Annotated in this window: 18 protein-coding genes; 1 reads left to right on the top strand and 17 read right to left on the bottom strand. The window is 38.2% G+C overall.

Annotated elements, in window-relative coordinates:
• Positions 1–77: 77 nt before the first annotated feature.
• The 8 genes from IV67_RS08965 to IV67_RS08930 form a co-directional block, all read right to left on the bottom strand.
• On the bottom strand, positions 78–1,247 hold the full coding sequence (locus IV67_RS08965) for an MFS transporter (protein ID WP_057789089.1): 1,170 nt from the start codon (positions 1,245–1,247) through the stop codon (positions 78–80).
• 168 nt (positions 1,248–1,415) lie between these two features.
• Positions 1,416–2,408: a protein NO VEIN domain-containing protein gene (locus IV67_RS08960; protein ID WP_057789088.1), complete on the bottom strand. Its 993-nt coding sequence runs from the start codon at positions 2,406–2,408 to the stop codon at positions 1,416–1,418.
• 118 nt (positions 2,409–2,526) lie between these two features.
• Positions 2,527–3,438, bottom strand: coding sequence for an aldo/keto reductase (locus tag IV67_RS08955; protein WP_057789087.1), 912 nt, complete (start codon positions 3,436–3,438; stop codon positions 2,527–2,529).
• Between the two features lie 62 nt (positions 3,439–3,500).
• Positions 3,501–5,228, bottom strand: a complete 1,728-nt coding sequence (locus IV67_RS08950; RefSeq protein WP_057789086.1) for a DUF262 domain-containing protein — start codon at positions 5,226–5,228, stop codon at positions 3,501–3,503.
• A 21-nt stretch (positions 5,229–5,249) separates the two neighbouring features.
• On the bottom strand, positions 5,250–6,407 hold the full coding sequence (locus tag IV67_RS08945) for a DNA/RNA helicase domain-containing protein (RefSeq protein ID WP_057789085.1): 1,158 nt from the start codon (positions 6,405–6,407) through the stop codon (positions 5,250–5,252).
• Positions 6,408–6,427: 20 nt separating this feature from the next.
• A complete protein-coding gene (locus IV67_RS08940) occupies positions 6,428–7,069 on the bottom strand; it encodes a GIY-YIG nuclease family protein (RefSeq protein ID WP_057789084.1) in 642 nt (213 codons plus the stop codon).
• A 163-nt stretch (positions 7,070–7,232) separates the two neighbouring features.
• Positions 7,233–8,510 (bottom strand): glycoside hydrolase family 32 protein, encoded by a 1,278-nt coding sequence (locus tag IV67_RS08935; protein WP_057789083.1) that lies wholly within the window; start codon positions 8,508–8,510, stop codon positions 7,233–7,235.
• Between the two features lie 18 nt (positions 8,511–8,528).
• The gene (locus IV67_RS08930; protein WP_057789082.1) at positions 8,529–10,493 is read right to left on the bottom strand and encodes a sucrose-specific PTS transporter subunit IIBC; all 1,965 of its coding nucleotides are present in this window, start codon (positions 10,491–10,493) and stop codon (positions 8,529–8,531) included.
• A gap of 136 nt (positions 10,494–10,629) precedes the next feature.
• Between IV67_RS08930 and IV67_RS08925 the strand changes: the two genes are divergently transcribed.
• Positions 10,630–11,598: a LacI family DNA-binding transcriptional regulator gene (locus IV67_RS08925; protein WP_057789130.1), complete on the top strand. Its 969-nt coding sequence runs from the start codon at positions 10,630–10,632 to the stop codon at positions 11,596–11,598.
• A 40-nt stretch (positions 11,599–11,638) separates the two neighbouring features.
• Here the strand turns inward: IV67_RS08925 and IV67_RS08920 are convergent, their stop codons facing one another.
• The 9 genes from IV67_RS08920 to IV67_RS09390 form a co-directional block, all read right to left on the bottom strand.
• Positions 11,639–11,941, bottom strand: a complete 303-nt coding sequence (locus tag IV67_RS08920) for a HigA family addiction module antitoxin (RefSeq protein ID WP_057789081.1) — start codon at positions 11,939–11,941, stop codon at positions 11,639–11,641.
• A gap of 22 nt (positions 11,942–11,963) precedes the next feature.
• The gene (locus IV67_RS08915) at positions 11,964–12,248 is read right to left on the bottom strand and encodes a type II toxin-antitoxin system RelE/ParE family toxin (RefSeq protein WP_057789080.1); all 285 of its coding nucleotides are present in this window, start codon (positions 12,246–12,248) and stop codon (positions 11,964–11,966) included.
• 135 nt (positions 12,249–12,383) lie between these two features.
• Complete coding sequence (locus tag IV67_RS08910) at positions 12,384–13,607, bottom strand: hypothetical protein (protein WP_057789079.1); 1,224 nt, start codon at positions 13,605–13,607, stop codon at positions 12,384–12,386.
• 133 nt (positions 13,608–13,740) lie between these two features.
• On the bottom strand, positions 13,741–15,708 hold the full coding sequence (locus IV67_RS08905) for a PTS sucrose transporter subunit IIABC (RefSeq protein WP_057789078.1): 1,968 nt from the start codon (positions 15,706–15,708) through the stop codon (positions 13,741–13,743).
• 1 nt (position 15,709) lies between these two features.
• On the bottom strand, positions 15,710–17,386 hold the full coding sequence (locus IV67_RS08900) for an alpha-glucosidase (protein WP_057789077.1): 1,677 nt from the start codon (positions 17,384–17,386) through the stop codon (positions 15,710–15,712).
• A gap of 169 nt (positions 17,387–17,555) precedes the next feature.
• Positions 17,556–18,818: an SPFH domain-containing protein gene (locus IV67_RS08895; RefSeq protein WP_057789076.1), complete on the bottom strand. Its 1,263-nt coding sequence runs from the start codon at positions 18,816–18,818 to the stop codon at positions 17,556–17,558.
• A gap of 60 nt (positions 18,819–18,878) precedes the next feature.
• The gene (locus IV67_RS08890; RefSeq protein ID WP_057789075.1) at positions 18,879–19,445 is read right to left on the bottom strand and encodes a hypothetical protein; all 567 of its coding nucleotides are present in this window, start codon (positions 19,443–19,445) and stop codon (positions 18,879–18,881) included.
• 74 nt (positions 19,446–19,519) lie between these two features.
• Entirely contained in the window at positions 19,520–20,047 is a 528-nt protein-coding gene (locus IV67_RS08885) for a PH domain-containing protein (protein ID WP_057789074.1), read from the bottom strand.
• Between the two features lie 187 nt (positions 20,048–20,234).
• A partial coding sequence (locus tag IV67_RS09390) for a sunset domain-containing protein (RefSeq protein WP_162261086.1) occupies positions 20,235–20,589 on the bottom strand: 355 nt, incomplete at its 5' end.

The following is a 20,589-nucleotide window of genomic DNA, read 5'->3' as shown; positions in this document are numbered from 1 at the left end:
ACTGTTCATCATTTCAAGTGGTTATTTTAATTTCGTATGAAAAAAAGCATATTTCGCTGAACGAAATATGCTTTAGATTATGCTTGTTCTTCTGTATAGAAACGTGATGCAAAGATGAAAATAATACTTACCATGATAATTAACATACCGAAAAATAGTAATGGTGTTTCGGCAGTTCTTCCTAACATTGATTGCGCGAACTGGATGCCAAATGGGGCTGCGAATGAACCCACGTTGGCGCCCAACAAAATGACAGTATTCGCAAATGCTTGTTTACTTGGCGCAGTGACATTCGTCATCAAATTAAAGATTGATGTACACATCAATGATCCTGAAACTCCGGCGATGAATGTTCCAAGGACCATGATGACTAGAGAATGCGCACTGTAGAGCGTCATTAATCCGGCGAAGCTTCCAACCAAAAAGATTGAAAGGGCATAACGATGCCACATCGTATAGAGTCGACCGAACAAGAATCCACCAATCATTCCTGAGAACGTAAACAAGGCCACGACCATGCTGGCAATTGATGCATTAGAAATTTGGCGTTCCAACATGACTTGTGGAATTTGCAAGATAATTGTAATTTGCGTCATGACTAAAATCATAAAGACTAGTGATAACACCAAATTCTTCCAATCAAGTCCACCTTGTGTAGCTGTTTCGGTTGCTTCGTCATGCTCTGGAACCTCAATTTCAGGCACATAACGGTAGAAGAAGAATGCAATTGGTAATGCTGCTAAATAAATAAAGAATACGCTATGCCAACCCAAAGGCAATAGCACACCAACTAACATACTGGCGACTGAGGCCCCAATTGATTCCATCGACACACGGTAACCAAGCAAAGTTGATTGCTCTGAGCCACTAAAGCGCAAGTTGATAATCGTGACAGCCAAGGCATTGTATAGCCCGATTCCGGCTCCGAATACAAAACGTGATACAAGAATTAACCAGTAATTATTCGTAAATGCTGGGACAATTCCGGCCACTGACATAATCAGCAATCCCAATAAAATGGTCTTTTTTATCCCAATTTTCTTAACAAAGGCCCCTGATAGCACCAAGAATATAATCACAGCACCCTGTGGAATTGTGGCAATTAAGTTAATTCCGGCGGGGCTCACGCCACTCATTGTCTTGGCCATTTCAGGCAACGCTGCTGAAATTGAGCCACCAGTAACTAATACTAATGAAATACTCAACATCGCTGCTTTGTATAACCATGAACTCTGTTTTTGATCCATTATTTTTCCTAAACTCCATTCATAAAATCATTTCAATGAGTCATTATACGTGTTTTGGTATACCTTTACCATGGGATAGATAGAAAAAAGCATAACACCCATGTGTTATGCTTTCGATTACTTAAGATGGTCAACATTTTAATTCATTGTATGGTATGAATTTTTTCATTATGCATCTTCATCTTTTAGATTAATCTGATATGCAGTACTTCGGTAAGATTGGAATTTACCTTTAAGTAAATCATCAATTGAATCATATCCATCAAAACCAGAAATGATATGAATTTTTTCATTATCCTGCCCAACATTTGTAACTCGAGCAATTCTATATTGTTCCTTAAAAATCACCGCCGATTCTAACTCTTTGCTTGTCATAAACATGGTTGAACTATTTTTCGAAGTTCCTTTTACTTCAACCAGTATTGGTGATGTTATACCTTGATCATCTATTTCTACAGCTTGAATATCATATCCAACACCATGTCCAGCATTCTTACCTGATCCCTTAGAAACTTGCTTAATTTCGGTGTGATACTCTTCCGGTAATATTTCTCTAAAATAATTCATAACAGCTTTCTCTGCAGCTTCACCAACTTCTTCTTTTCGCTTGGCAATTTCTACTCTTTTTTCTTCAGAAATTCCATAGCGTTCAGTAATCGTTTCTATCGGTTCATCCGCATCAACAAGCGTTAATTGCTTCTCAATTTCATCATTTTCTTCTACCAATGACTCTTCAATGATGCGCGCCCAATCTTCCGGACAAGGGAATAAGTATCCTTGATTACCATTTCCATTATCTTTAAAAGCAGAATATTTATTAGGCCTATAAGGCTTCATACTAGACCATATTTCTTTACGTTGGATTGGGTCTGTAAATTCATGCATATCCAATCTAACTTGCCAGCCATCCTCATTCCATAAACCACGTTCACCATCTAATCCTTCTGGCTTTTTGTGACTCATAGCCGGTGCAATAACCATGCTACGTGCCACAAACTTTTGGTTTACATAATGATAAACTACATCACCTGGCATTAATATTTTCATTAACTCATACGCATGAACTTTATATCCATTCTTTGAAAACTTAGGAGACCAGAGAATCGATTCTTGTCTTTCTTGTCTGTAACTTTGATTTTGGAATACTATGTATTTTGCCATCTACTTATCTCCAACTTATTATGTATTGAATTAATAATTTCTATACTCTTACTATATCATTTTTAGCATTCAAAAAGGACACCTACAGAATTGTAGGTGTCCTTTTATAATTGATTAATTACTTATCAAAATTGACGGGTGAGTCATCCCATGTATCTACATTGTCTTTAAATCCATGACCATCTTCATTATGCCAAGCAAAATCTTCATACCACAAGCTTGGCTTTGCTTCATCCAAATTATTGATTGCTTCAACTTCTGCATCAGTCAATTCAAAATCAAAGACATCTGCGTTTTGTTCAATGCGTTCAATATGTGCTGACTTCGGAATTGTTATAATTCCGCGTTGCAAGTCCCAGCGAATAATCACTTGCGCCGTAGACTTACCATGCGCATCTGCAATTTCTTGAATCGTTGGATTATTTAATGCATCCCCACCACCAAGGGGTGACCATGCTTCAAGTTGAATCCCAGCATGCTGACAGAATGCCAAAACATCCTTTTGCTGTTGCAATGGGTTAAATTCCATTTGATTAATAACAGGTGTCACATCTGCATGATCTAACAAGTCTTGCATACGTTCCACATCAAAATTAGAAATTCCAATTGCACGTACCTTACCGGCATGATACAACTTTTCCATTGCCTTCCAAGTATCAATATACTTACCATCAACTGGCCAGTGTACCAATAGTAGATCAATATATGTTAATTGTAGACGCTCTAAAATGCCATCAATTGAATCCAAAGTACTTTGATAACCTTGGTCTCCATTAAATACCTTCGTCGTCACAAACAAATCTTTACGATTCAATCCAGTCTTTTCAAGACCTTCACGAATTCCTTCACCAACACCTGTTTCGTTTCCGTATTGCTTAGCAGTGTCAATTAAACGATACCCTTGTTGAATCGCAGCACTAACTGACTCTTTCGCATTTGCATTACTTGTCTTCCAAACACCCAATCCTAACTTTGGCATTTCAACGCCATTGTTCAAATGTTCTGTTGTTGCTAGATTTTCGTTAATCATATACTTGCCTCCATTCGGTACCATGTAACAATACACGCCCAGTATACATTTTTTTAGTCAAATCACCAAGTCTCTACTGAACGTTCTGCAATTTTTTCTGTTCGTTTTTCAATTGTTTGTGCATTCCACGTATCCTGTTCTATTAACTCATGTACTTGTCGTAATCCAGAGTTTGCATACTCTGCCTTTTTTGATTCAAAACTATGATTTTTAATTTTTGTATTTTTCTTTGAATCAAGCAATACTAAATTACCTAATGCCCACAAATGTTCTCTAAAACTGTTATCATCAATATTCTCAAATCCCCAGCTGGTAATATCCTCAGGATTCTGTGGCATAATGTGCTCAACGTGCACTTCTTGATTACCGTTTAATGTTTTAGTCGAATCATCGAGATGTTCAAATTTTCTTAAAATGAATCGCGCAATATCTAGACTACCTTCTGCATTATATTTTAACAAAGCATCTTTAAATAACTCATCTGAAATTTTTCGTGTATTTAATTCATCTATTAACATCTCGATAGATTGATCGTCATTAATTTGCACTGCTCCTTGTGCAAATAACTTCTCAAATTTATTTGCAACTTCATTTGCTATGACTACATTTCTAAACATTAACGAACAAATGCTATTCAACACATCAGCTACTTGATCATCGGTTGCATCATTTAACTCCAATGCAAATAAAATTGGCAAATAAGATTTCAATTTTAATGACCTTAAATCCTTAAGCGCTAACTGTACTTGTGTATCCCGATAATCTAATACATCACTATCTGCACCCAGCGCAGCCATATACGAAGGTACAACCTTAAGAAGATCATCCAAAAAATTGAAAATTTCCTGAGAAGTCTTTATTTCTTTACTTACACGCGGATACAATGATCGTTTAGTGGCAAACTTTGAATTCACCGCATTCCAGTAGTATCTAATTATTTCAGTACTATCATCATTACCAGTAATTGATTGAATTTCATCCCATTTATTTGCAATTTCCTTAGTTTCTTCACGTGTAACTTTTCCAAAGAAATCTGTTTTTATCAAATCCCCTGCATTTAAGTTTTTCCCTGTACCATTCAAATTTTGGAAAATTTGATATCCAGTAGTGACATCATTCGATTCGATTTCAACAATAAAAAAATTATTAAGCAACGTATCTACTAAGTGCACAATTCGTTCTGCTTTTGCACCATCATTTGGGTATACTTCAACATCATTACTTTGTTTACTAGCCAAATCATTTTCTAACCAGTTAACAATCACGTTGTAGGCTTGTGCAATTGCATTGCGTGGTGGCTTTCGTCCTTCCTTACGTGTTAACTGTAAGGTTTCAAAAACATTTTTTGGCTTTTGAATTTCTTCTCTAAAATATGTCTCAATTTCCCCACGCTGTCGTAACTTATAAGTTGAACCATTTCTCGATGTTTCTCTGCCTATATAATCATGATTAATTTCTTCACACAATTCATTAGCTGAATCTCCAGCAGTCTCTGAAATTGAATTCAAATAATTACGCATCGCTGCTAGAAAAATTGTTATTGTCGTTAGACGCTGTTGTCCATCAATAACTTGCGCCTTTGAGTTTCCCTCTTTTGCAACTACAATTGTTCCAAAAAAATAGCTTTTTTCACTTTTATCTGAGTTAGCAATATACTCTTCCACTAAGTCTTCCAAAAATTGACTAATTTGTTCATTTTCCCAAGCATAACCTCGTTGATAATCCGGAATTTCAGCTGAGAGGGCTCTTAAATACTCTTTTAAATTTAAATCTTTTGTCTGAATTGCCATAAGTTTCTTCTTTCTCTAATTTTATTTGCTATTCAACTGAATCAACTTCTCGCGCAGTTCATCATTTTCAGCATAGATATATAATCCATGCACACCACGAGTTAATAACACATTAAGTATATTTTGAAGATTCGATACCTTATATGCATGTTCTTCTTCAAAAGTTAAACCATCTACATTCTTGACTGTTTTATAAACATTAGTTGCATCACTCGCAAATGATTTTTTAGGGTCGATTTTCAAACAATTGTTCTTTTTGTCCCACTCTACAGACGGCCCTAAAATAACACCCACATAGTTTAAGTCGGATCCTTGAATTGTATAATTTGAACTAACTTCGTTAATTGATTCTGGAATAGCTTGCCAAGGAATTCTTTTCTTCTGCCCTTTTTTTACTTCTGGAAGCTGTAAGTTCCAAGGTAGCGTTAAATCACCGGCACTAACATACCAAATGCCATCTCCGTCGCCCGGCTTTTTTGACGAAGTAAAATTCCAATCAAATGTTGCTACGACACGAGATAATCCAAACTGTTGGTCTTTTTTTAGAATTTCTGAATACATTTCTGTTGCTGAATCAAAAAATTGTAATTGATAAGTCTGTTCCTCTTGAGATTTTGGAATAGAAATCAAGGAATTTTTCTTAAAATCAATGATATTTTGAATGTAATTCTTGACGTCTTCAGATGCATTAATTCTCCATTGATTTGTTAATTTAAAACATTCTGCCTCATCCAAGTCTCGCTTTAACTCAGGTGTCAAATATGACTTACCTGAAATTTCTTGCATTGGATCATAAATTAAAACGATTACTTTTGCTAAGTCCTTAAGGGCTGTTAAATCGGGCTTCCAGTTATTAGAATTCACACGTCCATAGTTCCCTGTCCATAATAGATGGGCTTCATCGACTAAAAGAATGTCTTTCTTAACTCCTTTAGCAATAAAGTTTGGTACTTCAAAAACTGTATCAATCATATTTAATTTCTTTGCTAGCTGTTCATAGACTTTTAGCTGTTGTTCATGACGAACTAATAATGCGACGGACATACTATCCTTTTTTTCATCATCAGCATCTTTAAAATCATATATGTCTTTAAATAGCGCTGACATTAATACTGTCTTACCTGTCCCGGCTAGACCTTCAATTTTTATAATTTTCGTTTCATCACTGTCAGAATTCATATATGTTTGAATGCTGTCTTCTATGTTTGAATGCTGTCTTCAATCTGATGTTTGGCATCTAATTGTTCTTTTGACAATTGTTTAAACGGTGAGTTAGCAAATAAGGCTGAATTTTCAACTACAGACATTTTCGACACAATATTCTTTTTTGCTAATTGGTCCCAAATTGCAGGAAAAATTTTATTTTCATATTCATCTCGCATATAAAAATCTGACTGTGCGTCATCTCGCTTATTTAGAATTCCAGCAGATTCAAAATCATTTTCTCGTTGGGCTTCATCTCTTCTTACGTGACCAAACTTAGGATCCCCAATTATATAATTCATTAACATCTGTTCAATCAACAGGGTTGCACTTTTATTAAAGTGACTATGTCCAATAAGGTGTAGATTAGCTAAACCATTTTTATCGAGACGGTTTAATTTCTGTAAAGCATCCTCGTTTCTTTTTTCAGCTAAATGTTGATTTGTGCGTTGCACAACATTATATGATTCCCCAACATAAGCCACATGCTCCCCATTTCGTTTCTCTGCATCAGCAATATACACTGAAGGATATTTTGTGGGATATTGTTCTGTTTCATCTAGTGTAGAGATTTTATCTGCAAAGGCAGTTAATTCACTAATACTATTTTTTATCGTTTTAATATTTAATTTATTCATCCCGCCCACCATTCTGCAATGATTTACCCACTCATATAAAGATTATGATTTTTTTCATAATGCATCTCTATATAAAGCGTTCTCATAATTAATTTTACTATACTCACAATACAAAGAGAACCAACCTAGTGTGATAACTAGATTGGTTCTCAGATAAATTCAATTAAAAGTAACGCGCGGTCATGACCTTACGACCTTGGTCAGTATAGACTTCAACAATATCAACATCGACGATTAGTAGCATATCATCAACATCCCCATTCACCTGACGGATTTCATATTCGCCAGACTCCCATTGATTACGAATCATTGAAAGTTCGTCTCCACGACGTTCAAGGCGTAAATCATCCCCAAACACAAGTGACCAGTCGTCTGTTATATTGAAGTGATATTGTCCAACTGCTGTTGTACTTTGTAGGTTATGCGCCTCTAGTTCAGTGACATCCAAAATTTCATCGATTGGCTTTTGCGTCATCACATTATCAACGACATGCAATTCACGGGGCACAGTCAAAACGTGAACCCAACCAGCATCTGCAATTGTTGGTGTTGATGCTTCACGTTCAGGCGTCATCATCCCAGCCCAACCCCACATAATGCGACGACCATCAGGAGCAATCATCGTTTGTGGTGCGTAAAATTCAAAGCCATCATCGACTTCTTTGAATTCGCTCTCAGGCGTGAAATGCGCTGTTTCTTCATCAAAGTGGCCAATTACATAGCCAGTGTTATGAATGTTCTCATACCGATGATTAGCGTGGTCTGGTTCCAATCCTTGCGGTGAGAACATCAAGATTTGCTTACCATCAACTTCGATAAAGCCAGGACATTCAAGCATATAGCCACGAACATCTGCTAATTCGCCTTCAATCATTGAACCGCGCAATTCCCAGTTCTCAAAATCAGTTGATTCATACACGATGATATCACCAATATTGTTATCAGGTCGTGCGCCTAACACCATGAAGTAATGCCCATTTTCACCTTGCCAAACCATCGGATCACGTACGTCTTTCGTGTATCCCTCAGGGTGTGGGAACATGGTTCCCAACTTTTCAAAGTGAACACCGTCTTCACTGACCGCCCACATTTGTGCTGAAGCAACGCTGTGGCCTTCGGCATCACGCACATTTCCTGTATAGAAAACATACAATTTGTCGTCCTTCACATATGCCGCTCCAGAATAAATACCAGCCGCATCATCAGCTAATGATGGTTCCAAAGCCGTTTCTAGGCGCTCCCATGTCTTCAAATCATCCGAAACGAAATGTCCCCATTCCTTATACTTGTGATCACAAGCCTTTGGATTCAATTGATAGAACACATGATACTTCCCTTTGAAGTATACCAATCCATTTGGGTCGTTTAACAAACCCTCTGTTGGATAAAGATGATAATTTTCATAGCGTTGTTGTTCTGCGTCATTCGTAACTAATGGCATGGTGTTATTCCTTTATTATTAGGCTTCTGTTGCCTTTGGTACAGCCGTTAACAACTTCTCGTCAGTTGAGACGTTTTGACCATAAGCAACATCGTTTGCAACTTCTTCAAAATTAGCACTGTTTGTGACCAACACCATCGTTGTGGTGGGGTAACCAGCGTCAGCGATGATTGAGGCATCAAATGTCCCCAACTTTTCACCCTTTTTAATCTTTTGTCCTTGCTCGACAAAACTTTCGAATCCCTTACCTTCAAGGTTAACAGTATCAATTCCAACGTGAATCAACAATTCGATTCCGTCTGTTGTTGTTAAGCCGTAAGCATGCTTTGTGGCATAAGCAACAGTAATTTCTGCATCGGCAGGGGCAATAATTGCACCATCGGTTGGTTCAATGGCAACACCATTTCCCATCATACCGCTTGAGAAAACAGGGTCATTTACAGTTGAAAGGTCAATCACCTTTCCAGCAACTGGTGCGTCAACAGATGGGCCATCCGCATGTTCCTTAGGAGCAACAAACTTGGCAGGCTTTGCATCCGCATGTGACTTTGTTGCACCAGCAGCAGCTGGCATCTTCTTTAGACCGTATGCATAAGTAACAACCAAAGCAATCACAAAGGCAACACCAATTGAGATAAAGAAGGCAGTCCACTTATCAACAGGAATCGCAACGAATCCGATAACTCCGGCAGGGCCAAGTGACAATGACAAAACATGGAAGAGACCCATGATTAAGCCACCAACTCCGGCAGCGCCTAAGGCAATAAAGAATGGGAAACGATACTTCAAGTTAACCCCGAACATCGCCGGCTCAGTAATTCCTAGTAGCGCTGATGTTCCAGCTGATGAAGAAAGCGCACGCATCTTTTCATTTCCCTTACTTAGGAAGTAAACGGCGAAGGCTGAACCAGCTTGTGCCATGTTGGCAACTGAGGCGATTGGGAAGATAAAGTCTCCACCCGTCTTAGCAATATCTGATAGCAATTGTGTTTCAATCGCTGGGAAGCTTTGATGCAAACCAGTGATAACGATTGGTGAATAGAAGAATCCGAAGATGGCATAACCAACGAAGCCAGTTGTGGCAACCAACCAAGTCAAACCATCCGTAAATCCGTTAGAAACGATACGTAGGACTGGTCCAACCACGATAAATGTGATGAATCCAGTTAAAATCAATGACAACATTGGCGTAAAGGTAAAGTCGATTGCGCCCTTTAAGTGCTTGTGGAAGAACTTTTCCAGAGTAGCCAAGATGAAGGCAACCCCAATCACGGGAAGCACTTGACCTTGATAACCGGCTTGCGCAACGTGAAGACCAAAGACATCCCACATTGGCATCTTACCGCTGGCCATCACATTCGCAACGTCATAACCATTAATCAATTGTGGCATAACCAGCATCATACCGGCAGCAGCACCTAAGATTTCGTTACCACCGAAACGACGAGTGGCTGTAAACCCAATCAAGATTGGCAAGAATGCAAATGGCGCTGAGGCCATCAAGTTAATCATTTCCGCCATACCCTGAATTTGTGGGTACATTTCAACTAAGGCTTGTGGGCCGAACAACTTTGGTTGCGTCAAAATATTGTTCAAAGCCATCAACAAACCACCAGCAACCATAGCTGGAATCAATGGCACGAAGATATCTGATAGCACTTTAACTAGTGACATCAATGGATTTTGATGACCACTTTCAGCTGCAATGGCCTTTAAGTCATCAGTTGATGCTTGCTTAGCACCGGTAATATTCACAAATTCATCATAGACCTTATTCACATCCCCAGGTCCAACAATAATTTGATATTGGCCGTCCGTATTGAAGGTTCCCTTCAAATCAGGATCATTATCTAAAGCATCTTGGTCAATTAAATCAACATCTTTAATGACTAAACGCAACCGAGTCGCACAGTGCGCGGCTGCAACAATGTTATCTGCTTGTACCGCATCAGCAATGCGTTGGGCAACTTCCTTATGATTCATCGCTCTACTCCTTATAGATCAACAATTTCCTTTGATACGGAACCGGTTCCATATCTTTCAATTATATTGTAACCGCTTACAGAGATTAATGCAATCCTTTTTGTCTAAATTATTAGGGATGTGCTAGTATATGAATATGGAAAAGAAAATAACGATTAGCGACATCGCTAAAAAAGCAAATGTATCTAAAAGTACAGTATCACGCTATTTAAATGGCGGATCTGTAAGTAAGACCACACGAGAGAAAATTGATGAACTCGTTGCGACATACAATTACCAACCGAATACATTTGCGCAAAGCCTTAAGAGCAAGCGTAATCATACGGTGGGCGTGATTGTGCCACGTTTGGATTCAGCAGCGCAGGTCGAAATGCTGCGTGGGCTTGATTCTGAAAATACCGATGACACTTTCCTAATTGTGAACACGTATCAAGATTCTAATCGTGAATTAGCTGAAATTGAAAAAATGCGTACTCAAAATGTCCGCGGTTTGATTATCCTGACTGCCAACATGACTGACGAAATCCGCAACACACTGCTTGAAAGTGATATGCCGATTGTCGTTCAAGGACAAGATGAGTCAGCCTTTAATCGCGTCTTGATGAACGATTTGGCTGCCGGCGAAGCTGTTGGTGCCTATGCTCGCAGTTTAAATCCCAAACGCGTCCTTTTGTTAACCATCCCCGCTGAGCACGACTGGGCCATCGGGCATGACCGAACTGAAGGCATTAAAAACGCCCTATCCGATATCGATGTCACCACATTGGAAACGGATTTCAGCATTACCCAATCAAAGGCACTCGCGCAAGCCGCAATGACTGACCAAAGCTTTGATTTAATTATCGGTGCAACTGATCGTATTGTTGTCGGTGCCCTCCAAGCTGGTCTTGAAAGCGGTCAACAGGCTAAATACATCGGTTTCGGTAAATCCGACATTAGTACCACCGTGACCCCAAATCTAACTAGCTTTGAGTATGATTTCTTTCATGCTGGTCAACAATTGTACCGTCTCTTCAATCAAGTCTGTGATGACAGCTATAAAGAACCTCAGCGGATTGTACTTGATGGTGAGCTTATCGAGCGCGCCTCAACTAAATCTTCATAGACAAAAAGACGTCACCTTATGTCAGGGTGACGTCTTTTTTCTAGTTAACACTTTGCTGCTGATGACTTGTAATATCATTATAATTATCGCGATTTTCTAACTCTGCGTTGCGGACATCGATGTCTGTTTGTAACTTTAAAAAATAATCATCAGACACAGATAAGTAACGCCCGAGACGGATTGACGTGTCAGCCGTAACCTTACGCTGATCATTCAAAATCGCCTGCATGCGTGAATAAGGTACACCGATGGCTTGCGCCAAACGATAACCACTGATACCTAGTGGATTCAGGAACTCTTCTTTTAAAATTTCACTCATCTTGGGTGTTGGTAATGTGTTCATCGATACTCCCTTGTTTGTCAGATTAATGATAGTCCATTATTTCAACGTTATAGAAATGATTTGTTTTATGAATTGTAAACACTAAACGATATTGGCGATTGATGCGAATACTAAATTTCCCAGTTAAATCACCGGTTAATTTCTCAAAATGATTACCTGGTGGTGTCCGTAAATCGTGCATATCTAATGCCGCGTCCATCAGCATCATTCGACGCAATGCTTGCATTTGAACAGCTCGGGGATATTTTCGTGAAACTTCTTGATGATAAATTTTTTCTGTCTCGGCATCGTTAAAGTGAATAATCATCTCGCACCTGTTCCTTTATTATACCCGTGCAACGTGTACACGTCCAGCGTTTATGTTTATTAATTTTACTTATCAATAAAGACGCGAATATACAAAAAACACCTAAATTAATTAGGTGTTTTTTTATTCATCATTTTATTTTTTCAAATCTTCTACTATTCGGTTGTAATAAGCAACTCCAAGCTTTTGCAATTGATCAGGCAAACCTTCTTCTCCAATAAATTTTTTAGGCTGTACTCCATGAATCAAAAAATTTCTTGAATTTTTAATTCCTTCAGCATCTGCATCAGCAAGCGGTAACAAACTTAATTTATCCTTTAAACTGCTAACCGTTGTATTACTTTCTTGACGTTTTTCACCAATAAAATAAGTATCCACTCCTGAAGTTAACGTAATAAGACGTGCTCTAACAGGCATCCTACTACTAATTGTCGCTAAATATGCCTTGGTAAAAGCTCGTAGCTTCGTGTCGTTAAAATAAATATTAAAGATATTAAAAATACTGTGATGTATATTCGAATATTTCAGAGGGTGATTTATAAAGGGATTCACCTTATTAATTTTCTTATCCAAGACCATATCTTGATATATAAAAGCATTTCGCCATTCTTTATCACCATCATTTAAGATATCAATTTTACGTAATCTAATATGTCTATCCATAAGGATTTCAAATAACTCTTTAACGATAGAACATATATCTCTTACAAATTTTTGAGATTGGCTTTTATCAAATTCAATATGAACAACGGCTTTGTAAATGTCAGTTGATTCATCTAGCTCAATATGTGTACTAATACTTTTTTTAATATCAATAGAGAAACGCTCCCCTTTGATATTAAATGTTCCAATTTCGATTGTCTGTTCTTTCTCATCAGCTCGAAAATCAAAAAATTGATACAGATAATCAAAATTCAATTCAACCTCTTTTATAGTTAAATCATCTGAATTTATAAAAGTATCCCTGAGTTCAAATTCACTAATTTTCCATTTAGTACGTGCATTAGTTACATACCCTGCTCTCATTGCTTCAGACATACTAATTCGATGGAATTTTGTTAATATAAATAAAAGATTACCATCCCAATTTTGAGCATACCATACTCCATCATCTGAAGAATCAACTCCATTTACACCAAATGATGGATATTCATCCGATATCATTACATCGCCATTATTAGGTTGATAGTCTAAATCTAATTCAGTTCTATTGCCTTTTTTTCTAATGAGTCCATTCCAGGCATTTCTCTTATCTACATAAGCAAGCTTAGTTTGAGCATCTATCGTTAATTCTTGAGTCACATACACAGGTATGTCAAATTCGTCTAACATTGTATATTTTTGATATTCTTGAACCATTTTCACTCCTTTTTTATTAAACATTTCTGCGCTTTTGTTAAGTATAACTTATTTAAAATATTTTCAAAACCGGTTAAACCGAATACTTTATACAAAAAAACACCTAAATTAATTAGGTGTTTTTCATAGAGATTTAAATTGATGCTGCACTTTCGTCAGCTTCAAAGATTGTTCGTTGCAAGGTCATAATTACATCACTCGCAGCAACAGGACTTGCTTCACCAATTTCAATTTCATCAAATTCATCTGAGTTTGTAATCAAAACCATTACGTCTGGGTTTAGATCAGCAGCCTTAACTGCATCAACATCAACTGTTCCCAATACTGAACCAGCTTGCACGGTTTCATCAGCCTTAACCTTTGTTTCAAAGCCTTGCCCCTTCATGTTAACCGTATCAATTCCAATGTGAATCAAAATTTCAGTACCGTCATCAGTCACCAAACCATACGCATGGCCTGTATCCGCAACTAATGAAATTGTACCTGACTGTGGCGCAACAATATTAATCTTTCCTGATTGATTAGGATTGATACCTAATCCCTTACCCATGATTCCTGAACTAAAGACAGGATCTGGCACTTCATCTAATGGAACAATGTCTCCGGCAACTGGGGCATAGATGGCATTGTCCTTAACATCTGTTTGAACAAGAATATTTTGTGGTGCAGCTTCTACTTCATCATCAACTGCCAAGACTTCCTTAGGCATCGCAAACATGTTTGTAAGCACGAAGGCCAAAGCAACTGAGGCAACTGAAACGATGAAGTAAACTAATAACATACGTCCGTTATAGATATACATGAGGTATGAAGGCAATACGGCTAATCCATAAGTATTCGCTTGAACATGGAAAATACTTAAGACCGCAGCTCCTAATCCAGATGTAAAGACCGTTACAAACAAAGGCTTCAAATTATAGCGAATTAACACACCGAATAGGGTTGGTTCACTAACACCGAAGATTTGTGACATAAAGGCACCAGTAGATGTTGCCTTCGCATTTGCATTACGGGCACGCAACATCAAGGCCAAAGCAACACCCAAGTTGGCAAATCCGTACATGGCTTCCAAAGTAATCAATGGATTGAAACCTGTATTAGCTAGCAATGAAGTTTCGACCATGATCATCGTATGGTGAATACCAAGCAAAACCATTAATGGGTAAATGGCTCCAATGATGAAACCACCAATACCGAATGGGATATGAATAATCGCTTCAACACCTGAAACCATGCCCAATTCGATGGTGTGCATAACTGGTCCCACACCTAGAATCATGATTGTAAAGGTTACCAACATCGTAAAGAACGGCGTAAAGATTTGTTCAATCACGTCTGGCATATGCTTTCGGAAGAACAATTCAAGCTTAGCACCCAAGATACCAGCAACCATCGCTGTCAAAACTGAACCTTGCGCTCCAACAACAGGAATCGTTCCGAACAACTTCAACGCCTTAGCTGACCCATCGGCCACGGCATAAGCATTCGGCAAGATTGGTGAAACCAACATTAACCCAATTACCATACCAATAATCGGCGTTCCCTTAAAGTAACGGAAAGTTGACCAAACAATCAGTGCTGGCAAAAAGGCGAACACTGTATCAGTCAAAACTGATGTCACTTGTTGGAAAGCCTGCGGAATATCAGAAGGTTGCGCCCCAATCAAAGCCAATACATTCGGATTGAACAACATACTCTTCAATCCCAAGAACAGACCTGTTGCCGCAATAACCGGCACGATTGGCACGAAAATTCCTGAAAGCATTGCCATCAAGCGCTTGACCCAACCTTGATTTTCAGCTGGTTCAGCCGCAGCTGCATCATTTTCGTCTTTACCATAAATGGCATTAACCACATTCAAATTTTCAATTGATTCATAAACCTTGTTAACGGTTCCGGTTCCGATAATCACTTGGTATTGACCTGAACCATCGAACACACCCTTAACATCTGGCAATGCTTCAACTTTTTTATCATCGACTTGGCTACGATCTTTCAATACAAAACGTAGTCGTGTTTGACAATGCGTCACGCTAACAACATTGTCGACCCCAATTAAATCTAAAAGCTGTTGTGCTTCATCCTTATAATCTTTAGCCATCCTACTTCTCCACTACTATTGCTTGATACGGTTGTAACGCATCGACAACCGTTAAACTGTTATCCCAATTGTTTAACTTAATCTCACCTGTCATTTCAGGAATACTTTGAACATCCTTTGAAAGGTTTACTAAAATTTGTACGCGATGATTATCATCAACACGGTAATAACTGATTACTGAATCTGGTACCGTATAATCTGGTTCAAAACGTCCATTAATCAAAGTGTCTGTTAGTTCAGAACGGAAATGAAGTTGAATCATTTCACGATAAAATTCTAATGTACTTGTGGCAATACCAGCTTCATCTAAGACATTGAATTCAGCCGCATTACCTGATGTCGCCAACCATGGTGTACCAGTTGTAAAGCCAACATTTGGTGTTGCATCCCATTGCATAGGTGTTCGTGCATTGTCACGTGAGCGACGGTTAACTGCCTTCAAAGCGTCTTCCGGAGCCCATTTTTCTTCTAACGCACGATTGTAATTGTTATGCGTTGAAATATCATTAAATTCACTAATATCATGACGTTCCGCATTTAGCATCCCAATTTCTTGTCCTTGGTAGATAAAAGGCGTTCCACGCAAGAAGAAATAAAGTGCTCCCAATGCTGTTGCACCGTAATGGTTGCGCCAAGCTGGGTCTTTGATAAATTTAGAAACTGAACGAGGCTGATCATGGTTCTCTAAGAAGTTCGCGTTCCAACCAACTTTTTGAATTGATTCCTGACTCTTAAAGATACGATCACGCCATTCATCAATCGTCCAATCACGTTGCTTATACATTTCTGACCCAGAGAAAATATCAATGTCCGCATACTTGAAATCGAAGATCATTGAGAAGTAACCTTCATCCCCAATAAACTGATCATATTCTTCATACGGTACACCTGATGCTTCTCCAACCGTCACGGCATTAAATGGCTTGAAAGTCTTCTCATTCAATTCCTTCAAGAACACTTCAATCCCTGGACGATTTTCAGTCTTACGCTTAACCTTGCCCAAGCCGTCATTTCCATCTGGTTCGATATCCGCAAAGTCTTGGTCCTTTTTAATAAAAGTAATGGCATCAACACGGAAGCCAGCAATCCCTTTTTCAAGCCACCAATTAATCATGTCATAGATTTCTTCGCGTAAAGCTGGGTTTTCCCAATTCAAATCCGGTTGCTCTGGTGCAAAGACATGGTGGTACCATTCCGTTGAATTTGGTACGCGTGTCCAAGAAGAGTTTTGACCGAAATTTGAACGCCAATTTGTTGGTGCTTCGTCCCCGTTTTCACCACGTCCCTCTTTGAAGATGTAGTAATCACGGTACTTTGAAGTTGGATCAGCCAAGGCTTGTTGGAACCATGTATGTTGGTCAGAAGTATGATTGATGACCAAATCAAGAATCACTTTGATGCCACGTTCCTTGGCTTGATGAATAAATTCATCGAGATCAGCCATTGTTCCAAACATTGGATTTACATCACGGTAATCCGAAATGTCATAACCGTTATCAACCATTGGTGACTTGTACATTGGTGATAACCAGATCATGGTAATTCCAAGGTCTTGCAAGTAGTCTAACTTTTCGATGATTCCTGGAATATCTCCAATTCCATCACCATTAGAATCCTTAAAAGACATTGGATAAATTTGGTAAATTACTTCATCTTTCCACCAAGTTGGATTTGCCATCGTTCATACTCCTTTTATCTTTAGCTCTGCGGAACCTTATTTGGAACCGGTTCCGTCTCTTAACACTTATTATTGTAAGCGTTTCCAGTTGAAAGTGCAACACTTTTTTGTAATCGTTTTCATTTAGGGTATAAAAAAAGCACTACTCGTAAGTAGCGCTTAATTATTGTTATAGGTTCAAAATTTGCTTTTTCTTGATATCAAATTCTTCTTGCGTCAAAATCTCCGCGTCTAACAACTGCTTAAGTTGATTCAATGCATTCACTTGATCTTCAAAAGATTCCATGGCGTTGCCACTTGCTGGAGCTTCAGGTTCTGGAGAAGCGGCCTGTTGTTGTGGCTGTGGTTGTTGTTGCTCTGGTTGAACTGGTTGTTGTTGCTGTGGTTGCGCTTGTTGTTGTTGCTGTGGTTGCGCTTGTTGCGGTTGTTGTTGCGGTTGAGTGCCTGTGCGTTGGGCATCAGCACCTAATCCTTGCGTATAATTCATACCGAAAAGCATACCATTTACGCCTTCACCAAAACCGTTTTCTTCAACCCCACTAGCAATTTTCTGTTGGGCTGCACGATTACTTGCACCGTCAGATACTTCTTCATAGGCCTTAGTATTCATTTTATTAGTAGAATATTGCTTAATTAATTCGCGGGAAGCATCTGTTAACTCGATATTGGCAATTCCAACACCCGTCAATTCAAATCCAAAACGTTCCAACCATGTTCCTGCACGCCTTGAATCTTGTAAAATGGCGTCATGCATATCATCCGAATGAGCTGCAATTTTAGAAATGCGGTATGTATCTGATAATTGTGTCATAGCTTGTACGAATGATTGCAAGAATTCAGAAACAAGTTGTTCACGAACTTCTTGCATATTAAATGAATAATAATTTGTATTAGCTGGTACGAAATTTCGAATAAATTGCTCTGGATTTTTAATCTGCACTGAAAAAGTTCCATATGAGCGAATTTCTAAATCAACACCATAGTATAAGTCATTATAAAGAACTGGACCACGTGTTCCAAATTTAATATTACGAATTTCATGTAAGTTCACATAGGCAACACGCTTGCTTGTAGACGTTTGTCCACCATGTTTAAAACGGTCAACAGTATCAGCTACCATAGCATCTTCAATGCCGTCCCCATTAAACACACTAGATTGACCATTTTGATATTCATAACCGCCCGCTTCAGTAATGACTTCTTCAATGCCGTCCTGACTGAAAATAAAGGCAGCGACGTTTTCCGGTACAAAAATCTTTGAACCGGATGAAATAACATCTTGTGCCCCTTTAGTATTTTGACTACCATTATTTTTGAATACGCCTGGAACAACCGCACTATATTCATCAAACGCACTTGGTACAATAATATCTAACCACTGATCTGCTAAATTCCCTGATAATGCACCACTAAAAGCTTTAATCAATCCCATCTCAAAAACCCTCTTTCAAATTATACGCGACTAGCTACCTATCACAACCAACATATGTCTTTATAATGATACAGGCGTACCACAGTATTCACATTTTACAACAGCGCCGACTTTACCAGAAACACTTGCGCCACAACCAGTACAGGTTTTTACAATCTTTTGCTGCTCTTGAGCGGGTGTTTTCTTACTACGAAAACCGCCAAAAGAGTTCTGAAGCGTTTCAAGACCAGCCTTTAAACTATCACCTGTCGTGTTAGCTCGAGACCCTTCGTAATTAATGTCATCTACATTACCAAGCGCCACATTCAAAATGTTCTCAGCCCAAAAATAGGTTGCCGACTTAGATCCAAATCTTAATAATTCGGACTCTCCATTTTGAAAGTCTAGTGCAATTTGGTAGCCTTTATTGCTATTTAAACGGACTAAGCGATCTACATTCATACTTGTCCTTTTTAGTGTATTTAAACGATACTTGCGAGCCTTACTTGATAAACTTGGCGTTATGATGATATGGGAACTTGTTAGTACCACATTAACAATACCTGCAAAAAATTTCCCATCATCAGTTGCATCTGCCTCTTCAACGAACCATTCATTTGGTTCTAATTCCGATTTTCCTTTTTTCACAATCGCTCCTCCTAATCTGAACACACATATTATAACGATTTTATTTTTGCACTACAGTATTCATCGAATTTAATTTACACAAGCGTTTCTTCACCACAATAATCACACTTCACGACTGTACCCACTTTACCTTTTAACGTGGCACCACATGCCTCACATTTCTTTGAAGCATATTGTGACACCTTTGTTTGGTCAGAAGTAGAGTAACTTTCTTTTTTATTCCCTGTGTTCCCATAATCCAACGTATTCAGTTCGCCGGTAACTAATGACAAAATATTATTACGCCAAGCTTTAGCCATCTTAATATTTGGCATAGCAATTGATTCATCAGAATCTAAAAACTGAATATCTAGGAAGATATAGTTTGTTTGATTGATTTGTACACACGGAACATCATTAAATACTTTAATCTTTTTTAAATCATATTCACGATAATTATCACCCTTACCAAACATACCTTTATCATGAATAATCAAACGTTTATTTGTTAAAATAAGATTTGTTGCATTCATGATTAATCGATTTGGATTGTATAAATTTTCAGCTTTCATAATAATATTTTCATTAATTGCAATATTATAATCATTATTTTTAATCGCCACTATTATTACCTACTCCCATTTGAATACTTATACTCAGTGTACCAAATTAAAGTGTTTATTGTATATAATCTATTCCAAATCAAAAAAAAACGACACGACTCAAATGAGTCATGTCGTTTTTCATTTTGAATAGGTTGTGCCAATTCTGGCAACGAAAATAAATATTAATATCAATTCTATTCATATTTTAACGCTTAGATTTATGATAGCCCTGTGCTAATGCTTCTTCTTCGCTACCAAAAACCACCTGATTTTCAGGTGAAATATGATAATTTTGTTGATCGGCTGTATGATAAATTTTACTCTTTATGTTTCCAATTACTTGCCCGCTTATATCACTGTCATCCTGAACAGCCTCAACTGACTGTTTTGAATTGGCATCTTCAGAGTCCCTTTTTGCCTGTTCTTCAGTTTCACTTTCTGCCTTCGCTTCAGCTTCACTTTCTGCCTTCGCTTTAGACTCACTTTCTGCCTTCGCTTTAGATTCACTTTCTGCTTTCGCTTTAGATTCACTTTCTGCTTTCGCTTTAGATTCACTTACT

It is taken from the genome of Weissella minor (assembly GCF_001437425.1).
GTDB lineage: Bacteria > Bacillota > Bacilli > Lactobacillales > Lactobacillaceae > Weissella > Weissella minor.
The sequence above is the reverse complement of the archived record's forward strand: the minus strand, read 5'-3'. Positions and strand labels throughout refer to the sequence as shown.

Coding starts and splice junctions, on each gene's coding strand:
- IV67_RS08910 (WP_057789079.1), bottom strand. CDS start 13,607: ATGGTTCAAGAATATCAAAAATATACAATGTTAGACGAATTTGACATA.
- IV67_RS08905 (WP_057789078.1), bottom strand. CDS start 15,708: ATGGCTAAAGATTATAAGGATGAAGCACAACAGCTTTTAGATTTAATT.
- IV67_RS08925 (WP_057789130.1), top strand. CDS start 10,630: ATGGAAAAGAAAATAACGATTAGCGACATCGCTAAAAAAGCAAATGTA.
- IV67_RS08920 (WP_057789081.1), bottom strand. CDS start 11,941: ATGAACACATTACCAACACCCAAGATGAGTGAAATTTTAAAAGAAGAG.
- IV67_RS08945 (WP_057789085.1), bottom strand. CDS start 6,407: ATGAATTCTGACAGTGATGAAACGAAAATTATAAAAATTGAAGGTCTA.
- IV67_RS08950 (WP_057789086.1), bottom strand. CDS start 5,228: ATGGCAATTCAGACAAAAGATTTAAATTTAAAAGAGTATTTAAGAGCC.
- IV67_RS08895 (WP_057789076.1), bottom strand. CDS start 18,818: ATGGGATTGATTAAAGCTTTTAGTGGTGCATTATCAGGGAATTTAGCA.
- IV67_RS08915 (WP_057789080.1), bottom strand. CDS start 12,248: ATGATTATTCACTTTAACGATGCCGAGACAGAAAAAATTTATCATCAA.
- IV67_RS08940 (WP_057789084.1), bottom strand. CDS start 7,069: ATGAATAAATTAAATATTAAAACGATAAAAAATAGTATTAGTGAATTA.
- IV67_RS08955 (WP_057789087.1), bottom strand. CDS start 3,438: ATGATTAACGAAAATCTAGCAACAACAGAACATTTGAACAATGGCGTT.
- IV67_RS08965 (WP_057789089.1), bottom strand. CDS start 1,247: ATGGATCAAAAACAGAGTTCATGGTTATACAAAGCAGCGATGTTGAGT.
- IV67_RS08935 (WP_057789083.1), bottom strand. CDS start 8,510: ATGCCATTAGTTACGAATGACGCAGAACAACAACGCTATGAAAATTAT.
- IV67_RS08960 (WP_057789088.1), bottom strand. CDS start 2,408: ATGGCAAAATACATAGTATTCCAAAATCAAAGTTACAGACAAGAAAGA.
- IV67_RS08930 (WP_057789082.1), bottom strand. CDS start 10,493: ATGAATCATAAGGAAGTTGCCCAACGCATTGCTGATGCGGTACAAGCA.
- IV67_RS08900 (WP_057789077.1), bottom strand. CDS start 17,386: ATGGCAAATCCAACTTGGTGGAAAGATGAAGTAATTTACCAAATTTAT.